Origin of the sequence: Roseivirga sp. 4D4 (assembly GCF_001747095.1) — a bacterium.
Classification (GTDB): Bacteria; Bacteroidota; Bacteroidia; order Cytophagales; family Cyclobacteriaceae; genus Roseivirga.
Map to the genome: position 1 here is coordinate 1,585,943 of NZ_MDGP01000001.1, position 16,994 is coordinate 1,602,936.

General features: G+C 41.3%; 15 protein-coding genes. 11 read left to right on the forward strand and 4 right to left on the reverse strand.

The window, feature by feature from the left end; all coding sequences use genetic code 11:
* Positions 1-90: 90 nt before the first annotated feature.
* From BFP97_RS06920 to BFP97_RS06930, 3 genes are read left to right on the forward strand one after another with little or no spacing between them, the layout of a single operon-like run.
* Complete coding sequence (locus BFP97_RS06920; RefSeq protein ID WP_069841713.1) at positions 91-594, forward strand: GNAT family N-acetyltransferase; 504 nt, start codon at positions 91-93, stop codon at positions 592-594.
* The gene (locus BFP97_RS06925; protein WP_069841714.1) at positions 579-1,100 is read left to right on the forward strand and encodes a GNAT family N-acetyltransferase; all 522 of its coding nucleotides are present in this window, start codon (positions 579-581) and stop codon (positions 1,098-1,100) included. The genes BFP97_RS06920 and BFP97_RS06925 overlap by 16 nt, the downstream gene beginning before the upstream one ends.
* Positions 1,101-1,156: 56 nt before the next feature.
* Complete coding sequence (locus BFP97_RS06930; protein WP_069841715.1) at positions 1,157-1,711, forward strand: DUF1572 family protein; 555 nt, start codon at positions 1,157-1,159, stop codon at positions 1,709-1,711.
* A gap of 398 nt (positions 1,712-2,109) precedes the next feature.
* On the opposite strand, the gene BFP97_RS06935 is transcribed toward BFP97_RS06930, so the two are convergent.
* From BFP97_RS06935 to BFP97_RS06950, 4 genes are all read right to left on the reverse strand, one after another.
* Entirely contained in the window at positions 2,110-3,417 is a 1,308-nt protein-coding gene (locus BFP97_RS06935) for a NupC/NupG family nucleoside CNT transporter (protein ID WP_069841716.1), read from the reverse strand.
* A 131-nt stretch (positions 3,418-3,548) separates the two neighbouring features.
* Complete coding sequence (locus BFP97_RS06940) at positions 3,549-4,136, reverse strand: bifunctional nuclease family protein (RefSeq protein ID WP_069841717.1); 588 nt, start codon at positions 4,134-4,136, stop codon at positions 3,549-3,551.
* Between the two features lie 16 nt (positions 4,137-4,152).
* Positions 4,153-5,103 carry an electron transfer flavoprotein subunit alpha/FixB family protein gene (locus BFP97_RS06945; RefSeq protein ID WP_069841718.1) on the reverse strand — a complete coding sequence of 317 codons (951 nt, stop codon included), beginning with the start codon at positions 5,101-5,103 and terminating at the stop codon, positions 4,153-4,155.
* 5 nt (positions 5,104-5,108) lie between these two features.
* Positions 5,109-5,846 carry an electron transfer flavoprotein subunit beta/FixA family protein gene (locus BFP97_RS06950; RefSeq protein ID WP_069841719.1) on the reverse strand — a complete coding sequence of 246 codons (738 nt, stop codon included), beginning with the start codon at positions 5,844-5,846 and terminating at the stop codon, positions 5,109-5,111.
* A gap of 99 nt (positions 5,847-5,945) precedes the next feature.
* On the opposite strand from BFP97_RS06950, the gene BFP97_RS06955 reads away from it, so the two are divergent.
* From BFP97_RS06955 to BFP97_RS06990, 8 genes are all read left to right on the forward strand, one after another.
* Positions 5,946-6,329, forward strand: coding sequence for a tetratricopeptide repeat protein (locus tag BFP97_RS06955; protein WP_255399387.1), 384 nt, complete (start codon positions 5,946-5,948; stop codon positions 6,327-6,329).
* Positions 6,330-6,369: 40 nt separating this feature from the next.
* On the forward strand, positions 6,370-8,394 hold the full coding sequence (locus tag BFP97_RS06960) for a histidine kinase (RefSeq protein WP_069841720.1): 2,025 nt from the start codon (positions 6,370-6,372) through the stop codon (positions 8,392-8,394).
* Positions 8,391-9,128 (forward strand): LytR/AlgR family response regulator transcription factor, encoded by a 738-nt coding sequence (locus tag BFP97_RS06965; protein WP_069841721.1) that lies wholly within the window; start codon positions 8,391-8,393, stop codon positions 9,126-9,128. Before BFP97_RS06960 ends, BFP97_RS06965 begins: the two co-directional genes overlap by 4 nt.
* Before the next feature lie 112 nt (positions 9,129-9,240).
* Positions 9,241-9,675, forward strand: coding sequence for a hypothetical protein (locus BFP97_RS06970; RefSeq protein WP_139135216.1), 435 nt, complete (start codon positions 9,241-9,243; stop codon positions 9,673-9,675).
* A 2-nt stretch (positions 9,676-9,677) separates the two neighbouring features.
* Positions 9,678-13,625 (forward strand): T9SS type A sorting domain-containing protein, encoded by a 3,948-nt coding sequence (locus BFP97_RS06975; protein ID WP_069841723.1) that lies wholly within the window; start codon positions 9,678-9,680, stop codon positions 13,623-13,625.
* Positions 13,626-13,801: 176 nt separating this feature from the next.
* On the forward strand, positions 13,802-15,694 hold the full coding sequence (locus tag BFP97_RS06980) for a histidine kinase (protein WP_069841724.1): 1,893 nt from the start codon (positions 13,802-13,804) through the stop codon (positions 15,692-15,694).
* Positions 15,691-16,422, forward strand: coding sequence for a LytR/AlgR family response regulator transcription factor (locus BFP97_RS06985; protein ID WP_069841725.1), 732 nt, complete (start codon positions 15,691-15,693; stop codon positions 16,420-16,422). The genes BFP97_RS06980 and BFP97_RS06985 overlap by 4 nt, the downstream gene beginning before the upstream one ends.
* Before the next feature lie 127 nt (positions 16,423-16,549).
* Positions 16,550-16,993 carry a lipocalin family protein gene (locus BFP97_RS06990; RefSeq protein WP_069841726.1) on the forward strand — a complete coding sequence of 148 codons (444 nt, stop codon included), beginning with the start codon at positions 16,550-16,552 and terminating at the stop codon, positions 16,991-16,993.
* The last annotated feature ends 1 nt before the right edge of the window (position 16,994 follow it).

The window sequence follows — 16,994 nt, forward strand, 5'->3', positions numbered from 1 at the left end:
AAAAAGACCAGCCTTGTGCTGGTCTTTTTTATTATTGAGCTTCCAACCATTTGTTTACTTTTCAGGTCTAAAAACTGAGTAACCATCTTCATGAATCAGATCACCTTCCGAACCGCTACTATTGAGGATTTAGATATTCTTTTACACTGGGATCAGCAACAACATGTAATTGATGCTGATCCGGATGACGATTGGGATTGGGCCAATGAGCTCAGAAGATATCCAGCGTGGAGAGAGCAACTCTTGGTCGAGTTGGATGGACGACCTCTGGGCTTTCTTCAAATCATAGACCCATATTTAGAGGATACCCATTACTGGGGCGATGTAGATCAGAACCTAAGAGCCATCGATATCTGGATTGGTGAAGCTGATGACCTGGGTAAAGGTTATGGGACAGAAATGATGCGACAAGCCATTGAAAGGTGCTTTGCATCGCCCAAGGTGACAGGGATACTAATTGATCCATTGGTTACAAATGTTAAAGCCATTCGATTCTATGAGCGAATGGGCTTTGAATTTGTGGAACATCGTGATTTTGATAGCAGTCATTGCGCAGTCTATAAACTTCAAAAATCGAAATGGAAAACAAAATAGTCATTAGACAGGCCAGAGTCTCAGATAGTAAGAAGCTCTCAATACTCTATAAAACCGTATACATTCAAACATACGGCACTGAGGGAGTCTCAGATGAGTTTGCCAACTTTATCACAGTACAATTTGATCCCCAAAGAATTGAGAAGGTTATCATAGAAGATTCTGAGTGCATAATAGTCGCTGAGTTTAACAACAACATTGTTGGTGTAGCGGAAATTGAATTTGACAAAACGAGTCCTGTCGGTGACTTTGAAGCACCTGAACTAAATAAACTTTACATACTTGACTGGTTCTGTGGAAAAGGTGTCGGATCAAAGCTCATGGCGGCTGTTGAAGAATTGATTGTTTCAAGGGGAATAAAACATATCTGGCTATGGGTATTAGTTTCAAATCAAAGAGCAATCTCCTTCTACGAGAAACATGGGTTCCAGTGGATTGGTAATGCCCTATTCCCAATGGAAACTAATACTTATGAAAATAAAGTCATGCGAAAGTCCCTGGTCTAAATTATTATAAAAGAATCATTTAACTTATCGATAAAACTCATTTTACGATCATAAGTATGTCTCTCACCAATCTAAAATCAGTAAAGAAACAGTTCGAATACTATAAATCACTCGGTGAAAAAACCTTCGCCCAAATCAGCGATGATGATCTCTTTTTCGAGTACAACGAACACAGTAATTCAATAGCTGTCACTGTCAATCATCTTTGGGGCAATATGCTCTCACGTTGGACAGATTTTTTGACAAGTGATGGGGAGAAGGAATGGCGTAATCGGGATCAAGAATTTGAATCTATCATTAAGACCAAAGAAGAACTCTTAGATAAATGGAACGAAGGGTGGGCTTGTGTCTTTAACGCCTTGGACTCAGTCAATGAAGATAACTTTGACACCAAAGTCTACATCCGCAATCAAGCACATAGCATTATGGATGCAGCACTGCGCCAACTCGCTCACTATGCCTATCACATTGGGCAGATTGTCTACGTAGGCAGAATGCTATCTAAAGACTGGAATAGTCTTACAATCCCAAAAGGCAAATCGAAAGAATTCAATCAGGCCAAATTTGCCAAAGGCAAGCATGATGGTCATTTTACTGATGATATAAAGTAGATTTGACAGAGAAATACTACATCGTGTGAGCTGAACTAATTGCTAAAACTGTCCTCCTCTTGGAGGAGCCTGCCTGCCGCAAGCAGGGTGTCCGAAGGACGGAGGAGGTTAACCTTCTTAAGTACTCCCCCCTGGTTCGCACTTGTAGTGCGGACCTACCTTAGTTATATAATTAAAACACTTCAAGTGATAGATAAGAACAGCACTCAATACAAGTCTGCCTGACGGCAGACAGGTGAGCGCTAGGCAGTATATAAAACCCAAGGGGTTTCTTGGGACTATTAATCCTCCCCCTGCTGCGCCTCCCCCTGGTTCGCACTTGTAGTGCGGACCCACCTTAGATATAATTTATAAGATAAAAACAGCACTCACTACAATTGAGCGCTAGGTAGAGAAGATTACCCAAACAATGCCCCTGCAATCGTAGCCGTCATCATAGTGGCCAGTGTTGCAGCCATTAAGGCACGCATTCCCAGTTTAGAAAGATCTCCCTGACGCGAAGGCGCCAAACTACCAATCCCTCCTATTTGAATGGCAATGGATGAAAAGTTCGCAAAACCGCAAAGTGCATAAGTAGAAATCACTATGGCCTTTTGACTCAAGACGCCTGCCTCTTTCATTTCTGCAAGGCTTAGGTAAGCCACAAATTCATTGATCACAGTCTTTTGCCCTATCAAACTTCCTACTTGCAATGTCTCAGCCCAGTCTACTCCCATGGCAAAGGCAAAGAGTCTAAAACCCTGTCCCAAAATATATTGAAGGCTAAAGCCATCGAAGACGCCATTAGTCGACTCTACTACAAAACTGTTAAGGCCAGTCCATTCACCAACACCATCTACTAGAATCCAGTTTACAGAATAGATCACTGCAATAAAGGCCAATAGCATTGCACCAATATTGGCTGCAAGCTTTAAACCATCGCTCGCTCCACCCGCCAATGCGTCAATTACATTAACACCAATCTGGTCTTTGCTCACTTTTAATTCTTCATCCACCTCTTCCTGCTCTGGAAGGAAAATCTTAGCCATCAGAATGGCGGCAGGTGCATTCATAATTGAAGCACTCAGAAGATAGGTAGCAAACTTGGCCTGCTGTTCTGGATCCCCTCCACCAAGAAAAGACACATAAGCGCCAAGCACAGAACCTGCGATAGTTGCCATCCCTCCTGTCATCAGACAGAGAAGCTCAGACTTGGTCATTTTACCAATAAATGGTTTGACGAGCAGCGGGGCTTCCGTCTGTCCAAGGAAGACATTACCCGCAGCAGACATTGACTCCGCTCCTGATAAGCGCATCGTCTTAGCCATTACCCAGGCGAAAACATAAACGATTTTCTGAAGAATGCCCAAATAATAAAGACCCGCTGTGATCGCAGAAAAGAAAATCACAGTAGGAAGGGCCTGAAAGACAAAAAGAAAACCCAAGCTATGGCTTACTCCCTCCACAGCGTCACTGTTCTTAGCCAAATCACCATAAAGAAACTCAGCTCCATTCAGCGCGAAGCTCAAAAAGGATACAAAACCCCGACTGACGAAGTCGAACATGTTCTTGACAAAGGGCACTTCTGCAATCAAGAGGGCAATAACTACTTGCATAGCAATGCCTACTCCAACAAGTCGCCAACTGATGGCCTTTTTATTGCCGGATAGCAAATAGGCTATTCCGATCAACACTAAAAGGCCAATAATCGCTCTTATGATATCCATTTTTATTAGGGCATGGAAAGGTGTATTAAATAAAATGACGTCATTCTGAACTCGTTTCAGAATCTTATTTACAAAATTCGGTAGATCCTGAAATCAATTCAGGATGACGTTCTATTACAACCCTTTCAGGATTAACTTCTCTTATTTATCTCGTCTCTGATTTTGGCAGCACGTTCATAATCTTCAGCATTCAATGCCTCATCCAACATCTCATTTAGCTTTTCTAATGAAAAGTCCTGAAGTCTTTCATCAGATTTAGAAACAAGAATAGGTTCTTCACTCTCCTCTTCCAACAGCTCTTCCTCATCTGTCAAAATGATTCCCGCTTCAGCCAAAACAGATTCATGGGTATAAAAAGGTACTTCGAATCGAATACCAATGGCGATTGCATCTGACGGTCTGGCATCTACTTCAATTGTCTTGATTCCATCCGTACAAACAATTTTGGCAAAGAAAACACCTTCCTTGAGGTCGGAGATAATGATCTCTGTCACTTCAAAGTTAAACCCATGAGCAAACGACTTAAACAAGTCGTGTGTCATGGGTCTATTTGGTGTTATTTTCTCAATTTCAAGGGCAATCGCTTGCGCCTCAAACATACCGATGATAATTGGTAGTCTTCTTTCTCCTTCGACCTCACCTAGTACCAGGGCAAAAGAGCCCGTAGTTTGGGACTGGCTTGAAGAAAGCCCAAGAATTTCAATCTGTACCTTACTCAATGCTAAAAAATCTAAGCTATTGTGCCGCTTTCAGCGCCTCATTCAATTTAGGTAAGACATCAAAAGCGTCTCCTACAATACCATAATCGGCAGCTTTGAAGAAAGGAGCTTCTTCGTCTTTATTAATTACGACAATATACTTAGAAGAATTGACACCTGCCAAGTGCTGAATAGCGCCTGAAATACCAACAGCAACATATAGTGTCGGACTTACCTTCACACCAGTTTGACCAACGTGCTCATGGTGAGGTCTCCAGTCCATATCTGATACTGGTTTTGAACAACCAGTCGCTGCACCTAAAGTACCCGCGAGGTCTTCAATAATCCCCCAGTTTTCAGGTCCTTTTAGACCACGTCCTCCTGATACTACTATATCAGCTTCTGGAAGTAACACATCACCTTCTGCCTTTTCAGTCGATGTGATTTTTGCACCAAACAAGCTATCATCAAGGCTTACACTAAAGGCTTCGACTGAAGCGGATCCGCCATCCTCTTTGATCTCTACTGCATTCTTCTTAATGGCCAAAACTTTCTTATCCGTAGTCATACTCACGTTTGCGAAAGCTTTACCTGTGTAAATGCTTCGCTTCACCTGAAAACCATTTGAAGTATCAGGCAATGAAACGACATTTGATACTAGAGAAGCACCTAATTTCATAGACACTCTTCCAACTACAGCATCTGCCAAGGAAGACTTAGCAGTAACAACTACATCAGCACCTGTTTCATTTGCAGCTGCTGCTATTGCCTCAGCGTATGGCTGAATAAGCCCAGCATTTAACCTTTCGTCCGCAACGTGTAATACTTTCAATGCACCATTCTGCCCTGCAGTTGCTAGTTCATCAGCACTTACTGTACCCAATGCCAAAGCTGTAACATCACCTAAGGCTGCTCCATAAGAGATAGCTTCTCTTGAAGATTTTTTAATCTTACCGTCTTCTGTTTCTATAAATACTAAAACTGACATATCTCTTAGATTACTTTGGCTTCGTTTTTCAATAGGTCAACCAACTCACTTACATTGTCGGCATCAATCATTTTCACCGCTCCTTTTGCTGGTGGCAACTCATAGGCAGAAATCGCGCTATGAACAGTTGCATCTGAAGGCTCAACCACATTCAATGGTTTGGTTCTAGCCGACATAATTCCTCTCATATTAGGGATCTTCCACTCAGCGATCGGCTCTTGACAGCCTGCTACAAATGGTAGCGAGACTTCTAACTTCTCTTTACCCCCTTCTATCTCTCTGGTAATCTTTGCATTACCTCCCTCAACTTCAAGTTGCATCACTGGTGAGAATGAAGGCAATCCCAACAGCTCTCCAACCATACCATGCACCATACCTCCGTTGAAATCGATAGACTCACGACCCATCAAAATCAAATCATAATCTCCTTCTTTAGCAATAGCCGCAATCTGATTTGCCACAAAGAATGAATCCGATGGAAAGGCATTCACACGAATGGCCTCATCAGCTCCAATTGCCAAAGCTTTTCTAATGGTTGGATCGCTATCCGCTTCACCAACGTTCAATACTGTAATTTTCCCTCCGTTCTGCTCTTTCAACTCAACAGCTCTTGCCAATGCATAATCATCATAAGGACCTATGATAAACTGTACACCATTCTTATCGAATTCGGTGTTGTCATTGGTAAACGCAATGCGTGAAGTAGTGTCAGGAACATGTGTGATACAAACTAATATGTTCATGCTTACTTGTTTAATGATTTTAGTATCAACTGTATGATTGTCATTCTGGTTTAGCTCGAAAGCAGTTAATCAGACAAATGACGAATAAAGACAAGCTAGATGCCTAAATTTGCCCCGAAGATAGCCAATAAACAAGTAAATAAAAACGGAGTAGGCCGAATGAATCAAACCCGAATAGACTTACTGAAAAAGTACATCGAAGAAGAGCCAAATGATCCCTTTAATCATTATGGTTTGGCCTGTGAATACCTATCTAACAAACCGGAAGAAGCCTTAAAAATTTTTCGAGAATTGCTGGCCCATCATGCCGATTATCTCCCCACCTATTATCAAGCAGGCCAGCTCTTGGAAGCTTTTGAAGAAGAGGAAGAAGCACTGAAAGTCTATGAACTGGGTATGACTTTGGCCAAAGCACAAAACAATTCTAAAACCTTTCAAGAGCTCAACTCTGTACACCAGAATTTGCTCTTTGAAATGGATTAACTATAATTGATTCCTTCTAGATAAGTCATTGGGACAATACATGATGGAATTTGGAAAAACATGTCGCTGGATACTCTCCGCACTAACCCTACTGATTATCAGTCACCTATCCTATGCTCAAGAAATAGATGAGCAGGAACTATTGTCCAGAATGCATAGGGATATTTCAAACCTTGTGAACTCTGGGAAGGCCGATACTGTCAAGAAGCTTGGTTTCGCGGGTAAGGACTTGGCCTTGAAGCTTGGGAATCAAAACGAGTTAGCCTATTTCAATTATATGCTTGGAGCAATTTATCGATATGAGTCTCCTATTGTTTCGAAGCAATACTTGGATACAGCCTTGTCAATCTCCAAAAAGGTGGATTATAAGGTGGGAGAAATGCTTGCCTACAGTTCATTAAGCAAGCTAATGGTCAACCGAGGGCAATATGACAGTGCACTGCTTTACGAACATAGAAGTACAGAGATTCTCAATAGTTTCCCAGACTCCGAGAAAAAATTTAGAGAATTAGTAAAGTCCCATAATAGCCTTGGGGTCATCTACAGAAATAAAACGGACTTTGTTAAGTCAATGAAGGCTTTCACTGATGCATATGCCTTGGCCCTCAAATACGGTCATATTAATCTTGCCAACTATGCCAAACTAAACATCGCCTCAACCAACAGGTCGATGGGCCGTTTTGAAGAGGCTAAAATTCATTATGGTAAGGTGGTGGCATATTCCGATTCGGTTGATAATGCACAACTCAAAACCTGGTCTTTTCTAGGCCTAGCAGAGTTAAGCGCCATGGATTTAGATTACAATAAATCCTTAGACTATTACAGGCAAGCTATAAAAATCTCAAAAAGAGATAAAAACACCAGTCTCAGAGAAATCTCACTTCAAATTGGCAATGTTTTTACAAAGCTTGGACAGTTAGACAGTGCCAACTTTTACATAGACCTTGCAGAAACACTTGTAGTCGAAGATAAGAATGACGCCTATTATATAGAATTAAGAATAGCTCGATCTTATGTTGACATGGCAAATGAAAACCTTAGTGCAGCCCAAAAAAAATTAGAAGAAGCACTAGTTAAGACACAGGAAAAAGTATTACCAAATCAGGAAGCAGTAATACTAGAGTTACTTTCAGATCTATACGCCCAAAAGGAAGATTTTCGAACGAGCTATAAATACTTCAAAGCATTTAAAGTATTGGATGACAGCATCTTCAGCTCAAAAAACTTGCATAGTATTAACTCTATACAGTATCAGTTTGACACCGAAATAAAAAATCAGAAAATCACAAACCTGGAACAATTAGCAAATAATCAAACCATCCAGATTCGGAGCAAGAATAAGCTAATACTCATTTCGGTAATTGCCTTTGCCCTTTTGATAAGTCTGATCTATGTTATCTACAAACAGAAAGTCGATCATGCTAAGAGTAATGAACTACTTGCCAAACTAAAACTATCAAATGCACAACTGAGCCCGCATTTTCTCTTTAACTCGTTGAGTGCAATTCAACAGCTCGTCTTGGAAAACCACAAACCACTGGAAACGGCAGATTACCTCTCCAAATTTTCAAGACTTACGAGAAAAATGCTAGAGTTTACCGAATTGGAGAGCATTAGCCTAGAAGATGAATTGACCTTTTTGGAGAACTACCTTTCTCTACAAAAACTGAGGTTTGGAGAGCGGTTTGAGTTTGAAATCAATACTCCAAAAGACCTGTTCACAAGTAACTTTTACATTCCACCATTAATCACACAACCATTCGTGGAGAATTCCCTTGAACATGGTTTCAGAGGATCAAAAGACAATAATAAGATTACAATTAACATTATTGAGACTCAAAGGGGAATTCAGCTTGTGATTGAAGACAATGGTGTTGGCATTGATTCAACCCTGCACCTAAAGAGTGAATTAAAAGAATCCAAAGCGCTGAGCTTGACCAAAGGGCGGATTAAATTCTGGGAACGAAAAACAGGAATGACAACCTCTATGGACATCTCTGATCTCTCTAATATTATTCCTGGAGCTCATGGAACGAGAATCACACTAACATTTCCCGGTTTATGAAAGCGATTATCATTGATGATGAACAGCATGCTCATGCCATTATTAAGAATTACCTAGCGCTTGAGCCCTACCCTATAGAAATCATAGGTTCTGCATTTAGTGTTCACGAAGGGGTGGCTTTAATCAAAAAGGCAGCTCCAGACCTAATCTTCTTGGACATTGAAATGGAAGATGGAACAGGTTTTGACCTTTTGAATAAAATAGGGACTCCTTACCCCAATGTAATTTTTATCACGGCTTATAACCACTTTGCTGTTCAGGCATTTCAGTTCAATGCCATCGATTACCTTGTCAAACCCCTTGATCATAGCCTATTCAAACAAGCGATTGATAGAGCAAAAAATCAATATGACTTTAATATAGTTCATGAACAGTTAGAGTTATTGAACGAATCATTGCGATCTAATAAGTTGGGCAAGAGAATCGTCCTAAGAGATGCAGAGAGTATCCACTTTGTTGACACAAGCGATATTCAGTACTGCAGTGCAGAAGGAAGCTACACTGCTTTTCATCTCAAAGATGACTCCAAAATCATTGTATCAAGGCACTTAAAGGAATATGAATCATTGCTACTTCAATTTCAATTTTTGAGAATACATCGATCCTATATTATCAATGGTCTTGAAGTTAGTAGGTACGATAAAGCGGAAGGAAACCTTATCCTGAAGGGAGGCGCTCGTCTGCCTATATCAATAAAGAAGGAACAATTACTTAAGCTTCTTTCTAGCACTTAAGCTCCTTTACCAAAAAAAGAACGGTGCTTATCAACAAACGGGGTAGCAACGTCAATAATTCCATTTTCCCATAACCTTATGGGTCATCTTAAGCACAATAAAATTGTGTGAAATGATGACTATAACTTTTACGAAGCGCCTTTGGTGCTGCATCCTACTTTTGTTTAGCGGCCTACTTTTTTACGGTTGCAAAGATGATCCTAATCCTCAGGAAGAGAGATTAAAAGAACTGACGGCTACTTGGGAAACCACAAGAGTCACTAATGACGCGGTTGACGTTACTGCTCAATTCAGCGATTTTGAGTTAACACTGAGTTCGGAAAGAACATTCAGCACCGTTAATGGAGGTAACCCCTGGCCAGCTTCAGGCACTTTTTCATTTATAGATGAGACTAATCTTGATGTTATCAGAAGAAGTGACGGGGTTGAGGTAAGAATAGTGGAAATCTCAGCCACCACATTGTCTCTCTCCTTTTCAATTAACTCCGTCAGAAGTGGCATAGACGGAATCACCGGAAACTTCACCTTTTCACTTTCAAAACAATAGACATGAAGAATATCTACATTATAAGAGTAATCTATATGATCCTTCTAGTCTGTACTACACAGTCTTTAATGGGTCAAAACTATTTCAACTGGGGAATATCCTTAGGAAATGTAAACGAAAATGAAGTAAGCGACCTAGCTGTCGATGACAGTGAAAATGTATATATCATTGGTACGTTGGAAGGGACAATAGATATGAACCCTACGACTGCAACCAATAATGTCTCACCAGTTGGTGGCAAGGCCGTGTATTTAACCAAATATGATAAGAACGGTGTATTCCAGTGGAGTACCGTAATAGAGGCCGAATCTGGTACTGATCTTGCCCTAAATGGCAGTGGGAGTATTATTGTTACCGGCACGCTCATTGGGTCAGCGACCATAGGAAGTATCACTTTGACGAATACGGAATCTAACACTGCCACGGCCAGTTTCATCGCTGGCTTTGACACTAGTAACGGTAGCTATCAAGGTGGTCGCGTAATTGAGGGGACCGGAGTTCAGGAAACCTTTGATATAAAGGCTAAAGACGGTTTTATCTACCTTGCTGGTTCTTTTACCAATACGATAAATCTCGGTTCAGCCCTATCCGCTGGTGAATCTACACAACGTGGTAATGCCAAAGACTTCTTCATAGCGAGGTTCAATAACACTGGAGGTATTGACTGGGCCAAAACTGTAGCCACAAATGGGGGAGCAAACAGAATTGAAGAGATAGAGCTGGATAATGATGGTGGTCTTTATCTAGGTGGAATACTAAGAGAAAATCTAAACTTTGACACAGGCATCAATCTCTCGGCCGCTTTTGATCCTATAAACAAAGGCTTCATTACCAAACTTGATACAGCAGGTAGTCTAAAATGGTTCAGGAGAACCAGACGTACTGATCTGCCCGGTTCTCTTTTCTCTCCTTCAACAATAAATTCTATCGAGATAGATAGCCATGGAAACGTCTCAGGTGTAGGTCACGTCACTTTCGATGTCAGAATGGATCCTTTTAGTTCCATCCTCAACACTCAAAATTCAACTACTGATATTTTCATTGTAAAATTCACGTCAAATGGTTCGCCGATAAGCATGAATCACATAGGTGCTCCTGGTACACTCACTGGAGTAAGACATGCGGTAGATGACAATGACAACTATATTATCATTGGTAATGGCCAAGACAGCAACAATGATTTTGACCTGGGTTCTGACACCCATAGTGTATCATTCAGCTCAGCCGAACGAGATATCTTTGTAGCCAAATATGACAGTTTGCTCAACTTTCAATGGGCGGACGGATTTATTGGAAATAGCCTACTGGATCGCGCAGAAGGACTAGCTGAAAAGAATGGGAATATTTATGTAGCTGGATATCATGAAGGTGGAATTGATGTCGAATTTGGGCCAGGAAATACTGTACTGAGCACGCAAGGAGGCAGAGACATGTTCGTTGCAAGTATCAACAGTGTCTCAGTTTTCAATCAGGAGATCAATCTCTGTGATGGACAGTCAGTACAAGTCGGTGGTAATTCATACAACCAGATTGGCACTTACCAAGACCTCTTTACTGCAGGCTCCGTTTCGGGTAATGACTCCATTGTGAACACTAATATCATGAGTATACTTCCACCGATTACCCTTACTGTAAGCACAACGGACAATCTATGTAATGGAGAAAGTAATGGTTCTGCTACCGTGGTAGCGAGTGACAATAACACCAGAAATTACACCTACAGTATCGATGGAAGCGCCTTTCAGACCTCTCCTACTTTTGATAATCTGAGTGCTGGGAATTACACGATCATAGCCAAAGACTCCGACAGTTGCAGTGCCAACATTAACCTCACTATAAACGAGCCAAGTCCTTTTAGCGGAGCACCTTCTGTCATTGATAACGTGTGCAGCGATGGTACCAGCGGCCAAATTACCATCAATGTGACTGGAGGTACCGGCACGCTTATGTACAGCATCGATGGGACAAATTTTCAGGCGTCCAATGTATTCGATAATCTGGCTACTGGTGATTATGATATTACAGTCAAGGATGCCAATGATTGTACTGTTTCAGGGCAAGTCACGGTTGGGGCACCCACGGCACTAACACTTTTGGAAGACACTAAGATAGATCCAAAATGTATGGGCAGTTCAGATGGGTTAATAGATGTATTCGCCACGGGTGGTACTGGCCCATACACCTACAGTATTGATGGCACTAATTTCTCAAATTCGAATACCTTTGGTAGCCTTAACTCGGGCGACTATTCAGTTACTGTTAAAGATGCCAACAATTGTACGAGCACTTTGCAAATCACACTAACCGACCCATCTCCACTGGTCATAGTACAATCTGCGATCACTCCCATCGACTGTAATGGTGCATCGACTGGTGGCATTACAATACAAGGACAAGGTGGCACTCCTGGATACCAATACGCAATAAATGGAGGTAGTTTACAATCGAGTGGGGCCTTCACAGGCTTAGCGGCAGGAACTCACACTTTTACAATTCAAGATGCAAATGGTTGTACCCATACTGCAGACATAACATTAAGTGAGCCAGCTCCTTTTTCTATATCATCAACTATTACACCCATAACGTGTAATGGAGATGCCAATGGAGTAATCACTATTGATCAAGTACAAGGAGGCACGAGTCCGTATCAATATTCAATTGATGGCACGAACTTTCAAAACCCTGCTAGTTTCGGGAGTCTATCGCCTGGGGATTATACCATCACCATTATGGACGCAAATGGCTGTACCACAACAAGGGATTTCAGCATAACAGAACCGCCCCTATTTTCAGGTTCTGTACAAACAGTGACAGACGTCACTTGTCATGGTGAGTCTAATGGCGCGATTATAGTAAATGCTTCTGGAGGATGGAGTGGTGTCACATATTCCATCGATGGCACAAATTTTCAGTCTTCAGGTAGTTTTACAAATCTGGTTGCAGGATCTTATACCATTGTTGCTATGGACCAATTTGGATGTTCAATCCAATTGAACGCCACAGTAAATCAACCGACTCCTTTACAAGTACAGTTCGAACAAGTAGACGTCAGTTGTAATGGGGCTAGTGATGGACAAATTGCCGGAATAGGCTCTGGTGGTACAGCACCCTATTCGTATAGTCTTGATGGAACAAATTTTCAAACAACGGTATTTCAAGGGTTAAGCCCTGGCAGTTATACTTTGACTCTGAAAGATGCCAATGAATGTATTGAAACCACGACAGTCAATATTACTGAACCTAATATATTAACAACCAGCTTTAGTACGACCAATGCTATTTGTCACAATGAGGCCAACGGCACAATTACGCTTACATCAATGGGAGGCACCTCACCATATCAATACTCATTGGACGGATCAAGCTTTCAAAGCTCTCCGGAGTTTACCATGTTGGCAGCACGCAGTTATAGCGTAATCACAAGGGATGCCAATAATTGCACAATAACCACAGCGATTACAGTCTCCCAGCCTGATGCGCTTGTAGTTTCTGCTTCACTGCTAGATGACAATACCATTTCCGCTTCTGCGACAGGTGGTACAGGTCCGTATGAATATTCGCTAGATGGTTTGGTCTTTCAGACCAGCGGAACATTTAGTGGTTTGGCTAATGGTAATTACACCGTAACTGTCCGTGATGCAAATGCCTGTGTTAGTACTATTGACCAATCTTTAATAGTAACATCAGTTAACGAGCCTGTGCAATCGGTAATAGTTCGAATTTATCCTAACCCAGCCAAAGACCTGATTCAAATTAAGGATGTCCAAAAAGGTGATAGAATCACTATAGCCGATGTCAACCGGCAAATTTCTGAAAGATTTCAGGTAAACAAATCTGATGAACCATTTATGATAGATATCTCAGCATTCAATGAAGGTGTTTTCATTCTTAGGATTGAGAGTGGCAATGGCAAACCCTCAGTCTTCAAAAAATTCATTAAGAAATATTAGCTGACTCGGTTGAGGAACCAAAAGTAGGCTATTCGGATGGAATAGCTTTTCACGCAAAGGCCACCCCAATATATCGGGGTGGTTTTTCTTTTGACTTAACCCATAACTACAGATTAAATCTAGGCTAATTGCAATTTATCAATGGCTTCTTTGAAGGCTTTTCGTAAAATTGCCCCATGCCTAGGCTAAAAACATTTCACTTACTGATCCTATTTGCACTCTTATTCTCATGCCAAAATCAGGGAGCTCGTAATGTATCGGAGTCTAGCAAAGAACTCATCGAGTCGTTTCGACTTCTTGAAAAAAGAGTAAGAGATAATTTTAGAGCCGCTGACAGCACTATGGTTTTTGCCGAGGAAATGTTAGATCTGGCAGAATCAATCGGTCAATCGCAATACCTTGGAATAGCTTATAACACAAAAGCATCGGCTTTTGAACTTAAAGAACAATACGACTCAGCTATAACTAACTATGAAGAAGCTAAGGATCTCTTGGCAGATAGTGGAGACACCACTAACCTTAGTGTGAGTCTTAGAGGCCTTGGAACCTGCTATTTGTATCTTGGCCTCCACGATCTATCACTCCAGAGCTATCAAGAAGTCCTATCTATCACACTCAATGCTCAGGACAAACCTTCACTAAGCAAAGCCTACAGTAACGTTGGTATGGTTCTTATGGAAGCCTCCATTCATGAAGAGGCCAGATCCTATTATCAAAAAGCCATAGATATTGCTCTTGCTGAAAACTCCATCTCCCTTGAGTTAGCGCCACTTTCCAACTTATCACTCTCTTACCTGAAGCAAGAACGATATGATTCTGCTATTTACTATGCATCCATGGTCAAGCAAAAGTCTGAAGAAGTCGATCTGCAATATGGCATCGCAAAATCTACATACATCCTTTCCCAGTCCTATAGTGCTCTTGGCGATTTGGACAGGGCTTATGAGGAGGCTCAGTTAGGAGAGAGTATTTACGAAAACCTAAAGTTGGAGCGAGACGCACGGGGCCAACGCTACTTGATGGCCCGCATCTTATTTAAGTCAAACAAATTCAAAGAGGCATTATCCATGGTGGACGAGACCTTAGAGGAGAACTCCTTAGAAGAACTCAATGTGGACCTTCTCCAGATTCGAGCGGATATTCTCGAAGCACAAGGTAAGCGGACCGAAGCCCTATCTGCATACAAAGACTATATAGAAGCCTTTAGCCTTTTAAACCAAAGGAGGAACGACCAACTGATCGCTCAACAGCAATTTCGTTTCGATACAGAGTTGAAAAATCAACAGATTCAAACGTTAGAGGCAATTTCTCAAAGTCAAACTGATACGATTCGCAGGAAAAATTTATTGATTACCCTTGCTGTATTGGGTGCCGTGTTAATCTCCTTGCTCATTTACTTTATTTACCGCCAACGCACGATAAAGGCGCTCCATAAGGAAATGATGGCACGCCAGAAACTAGCCAGTGCTCAACTAAACCCACACTTTATATTCAATGCACTCGGGGCCATCCAGGAATTAATACTACAAGAGGAAGACCCAATAAAGACCTCAAATTACCTGGCCAGATTTTCAACCCTCACTCGTCAGATGTTGAATTATACTGAACTGGATAGCATATCATTGCAAGACGAGTTGGATTTCTGCCGTAATTACCTCGATCTTCAAAAACTTCGGTTTGGTGATAAATTTGATTACCAATTTGAGGGATTAGAAAATATAAACTTGTCCGATTTCTCCCTTCCTCCTCTTATCACACAGCCGCTAGTTGAGAACTCCCTAGAACATGGTTTTAAGAATCGATTAGGATCAAACAAGATAACCATTGATATAAAGTGTACCGCAAGTGGGTTGAGTCTGGCGATAGAGGATAATGGACTTGGTATAGAAAGGACAAGGAGAGAAAATGAGAGGACGGGTAAGTCGAAAGCATTGGAATTGACCAAAGGAAGACTCAAGTTTTGGGCTAAACAGACTGGGAAGATGGCCACCATGGAAATCTTGGATCTTTCAAGACTGAACATTGAGCGTTCTGGTACCCGAGTAACCCTTAACCTTCCAGCGATATGAAAGCATTGATTATTGACGATGAACTGTATGTGCATCGAAGTCTGAAAAAACTGATCAGTCATGTAGCCAAGGACGTTGAGATTTTGGGTACTTCTACCGGAGTGCTAGAGGGATTGAACATGATCAAAGAATTCAATCCAGATCTGATTTTTCTGGATATTCAAATGGAAGATGGTACTGGTTTCGATTTGCTGAGTAAAATCAAGGGACATTGCCCCTATACCATCTTCATCACAGCACATGATGAACATGCTCTTGAAGCTTTCAACTTTAGTGCAGTTGACTACATTGTAAAACCAGTAGAAACCACAAGACTTCAAGAAGCGATCGATAAAGCACGAGAAAGGCACAAAAGCGGTTTATTTCAACTACAGTTGGATAACCTCCAGTCTCACGTTGGCCAAAATCAAAGAAAATCAAGAATCGTACTTCGAGACCTGAACAACGTCTACGCTCTTGATATAGAGGAGATTCTTTGGTTAAGTGCTGAGGGCAGTTATACTGGCTTTCACTTAACGAATGGAGAAACACTAATGATTTCTAAGAATCTTAAGGAATATGAGCAAATGCTTAGCGGTTTCAGTTTCTTCAGAATACACAGGTCGTTTCTAGTGAATAGTGATCTTGTGACTCGTTATGACAAAAACGAAAACGCATTGATATTCAAAGGCGGAAATAGCCTCACGATTTCAATCAGCAACGACCAGCTCAAGTCCATGTTAGGATAAGTTCAATACCCCATCAATCGAATTTGGGTTTTCACAAAACCAATCCTTGACTTCATACATTACCCTCATTTGAGAGGTCTTTTCAACTCATCTTTTAATCCAGTTATACCAAAACTTGATTTTAAAGATGAAAAAATCACCTATCTATTTTTTTAAAGCTTTTGCATTACTGCTAGTGTTTAGCATAATGCTTTGGGGATGTAAAGATGATGACCCCAATCCTTTAGCCCAGCGGATCAACAATCTAGCTGGAACATGGACGGTTCAAAGTGTCACAAATGACGGCACTGATGTCACCAATCAATTCAACGGTTTTCAGCTGGCCTTTACAATTGAAAAGACCTATACCACAACAAATGGTGGTAACCCATGGCCAGCCAGCGGCACATTTGACATTCAAGAGGATGCCCTGGATACAATTGTAAGGGACGGTAATACAAACATTACCATTGTATCTATTTCTGATTCGAGCATGTCATTGCGTTTTCAAGTCAATGGCATCCGCAGCATAGCTAATCTCAGAAGCGGCATCACCGGATCATTCACTTTCTCTCTAACCAAAACTAACTAAG

Coding starts and splice junctions, on each gene's coding strand:
- BFP97_RS06925 (WP_069841714.1), top strand. CDS start 579: ATGGAAAACAAAATAGTCATTAGACAGGCCAGAGTCTCAGATAGTAAG.
- BFP97_RS06935 (WP_069841716.1), bottom strand. CDS start 3,417: ATGGATATCATAAGAGCGATTATTGGCCTTTTAGTGTTGATCGGAATA.
- BFP97_RS06930 (WP_069841715.1), top strand. CDS start 1,157: ATGTCTCTCACCAATCTAAAATCAGTAAAGAAACAGTTCGAATACTAT.
- BFP97_RS06970 (WP_139135216.1), top strand. CDS start 9,241: ATGATGACTATAACTTTTACGAAGCGCCTTTGGTGCTGCATCCTACTT.
- BFP97_RS06980 (WP_069841724.1), top strand. CDS start 13,802: ATGCCTAGGCTAAAAACATTTCACTTACTGATCCTATTTGCACTCTTA.
- BFP97_RS06990 (WP_069841726.1), top strand. CDS start 16,550: ATGAAAAAATCACCTATCTATTTTTTTAAAGCTTTTGCATTACTGCTA.
- BFP97_RS06965 (WP_069841721.1), top strand. CDS start 8,391: ATGAAAGCGATTATCATTGATGATGAACAGCATGCTCATGCCATTATT.
- BFP97_RS06955 (WP_255399387.1), top strand. CDS start 5,946: ATGCCTAAATTTGCCCCGAAGATAGCCAATAAACAAGTAAATAAAAAC.
- BFP97_RS06920 (WP_069841713.1), top strand. CDS start 91: ATGAATCAGATCACCTTCCGAACCGCTACTATTGAGGATTTAGATATT.
- BFP97_RS06960 (WP_069841720.1), top strand. CDS start 6,370: ATGATGGAATTTGGAAAAACATGTCGCTGGATACTCTCCGCACTAACC.
- BFP97_RS06985 (WP_069841725.1), top strand. CDS start 15,691: ATGAAAGCATTGATTATTGACGATGAACTGTATGTGCATCGAAGTCTG.
- BFP97_RS06950 (WP_069841719.1), bottom strand. CDS start 5,846: ATGAACATATTAGTTTGTATCACACATGTTCCTGACACTACTTCACGC.
- BFP97_RS06945 (WP_069841718.1), bottom strand. CDS start 5,103: ATGTCAGTTTTAGTATTTATAGAAACAGAAGACGGTAAGATTAAAAAA.
- BFP97_RS06975 (WP_069841723.1), top strand. CDS start 9,678: ATGAAGAATATCTACATTATAAGAGTAATCTATATGATCCTTCTAGTC.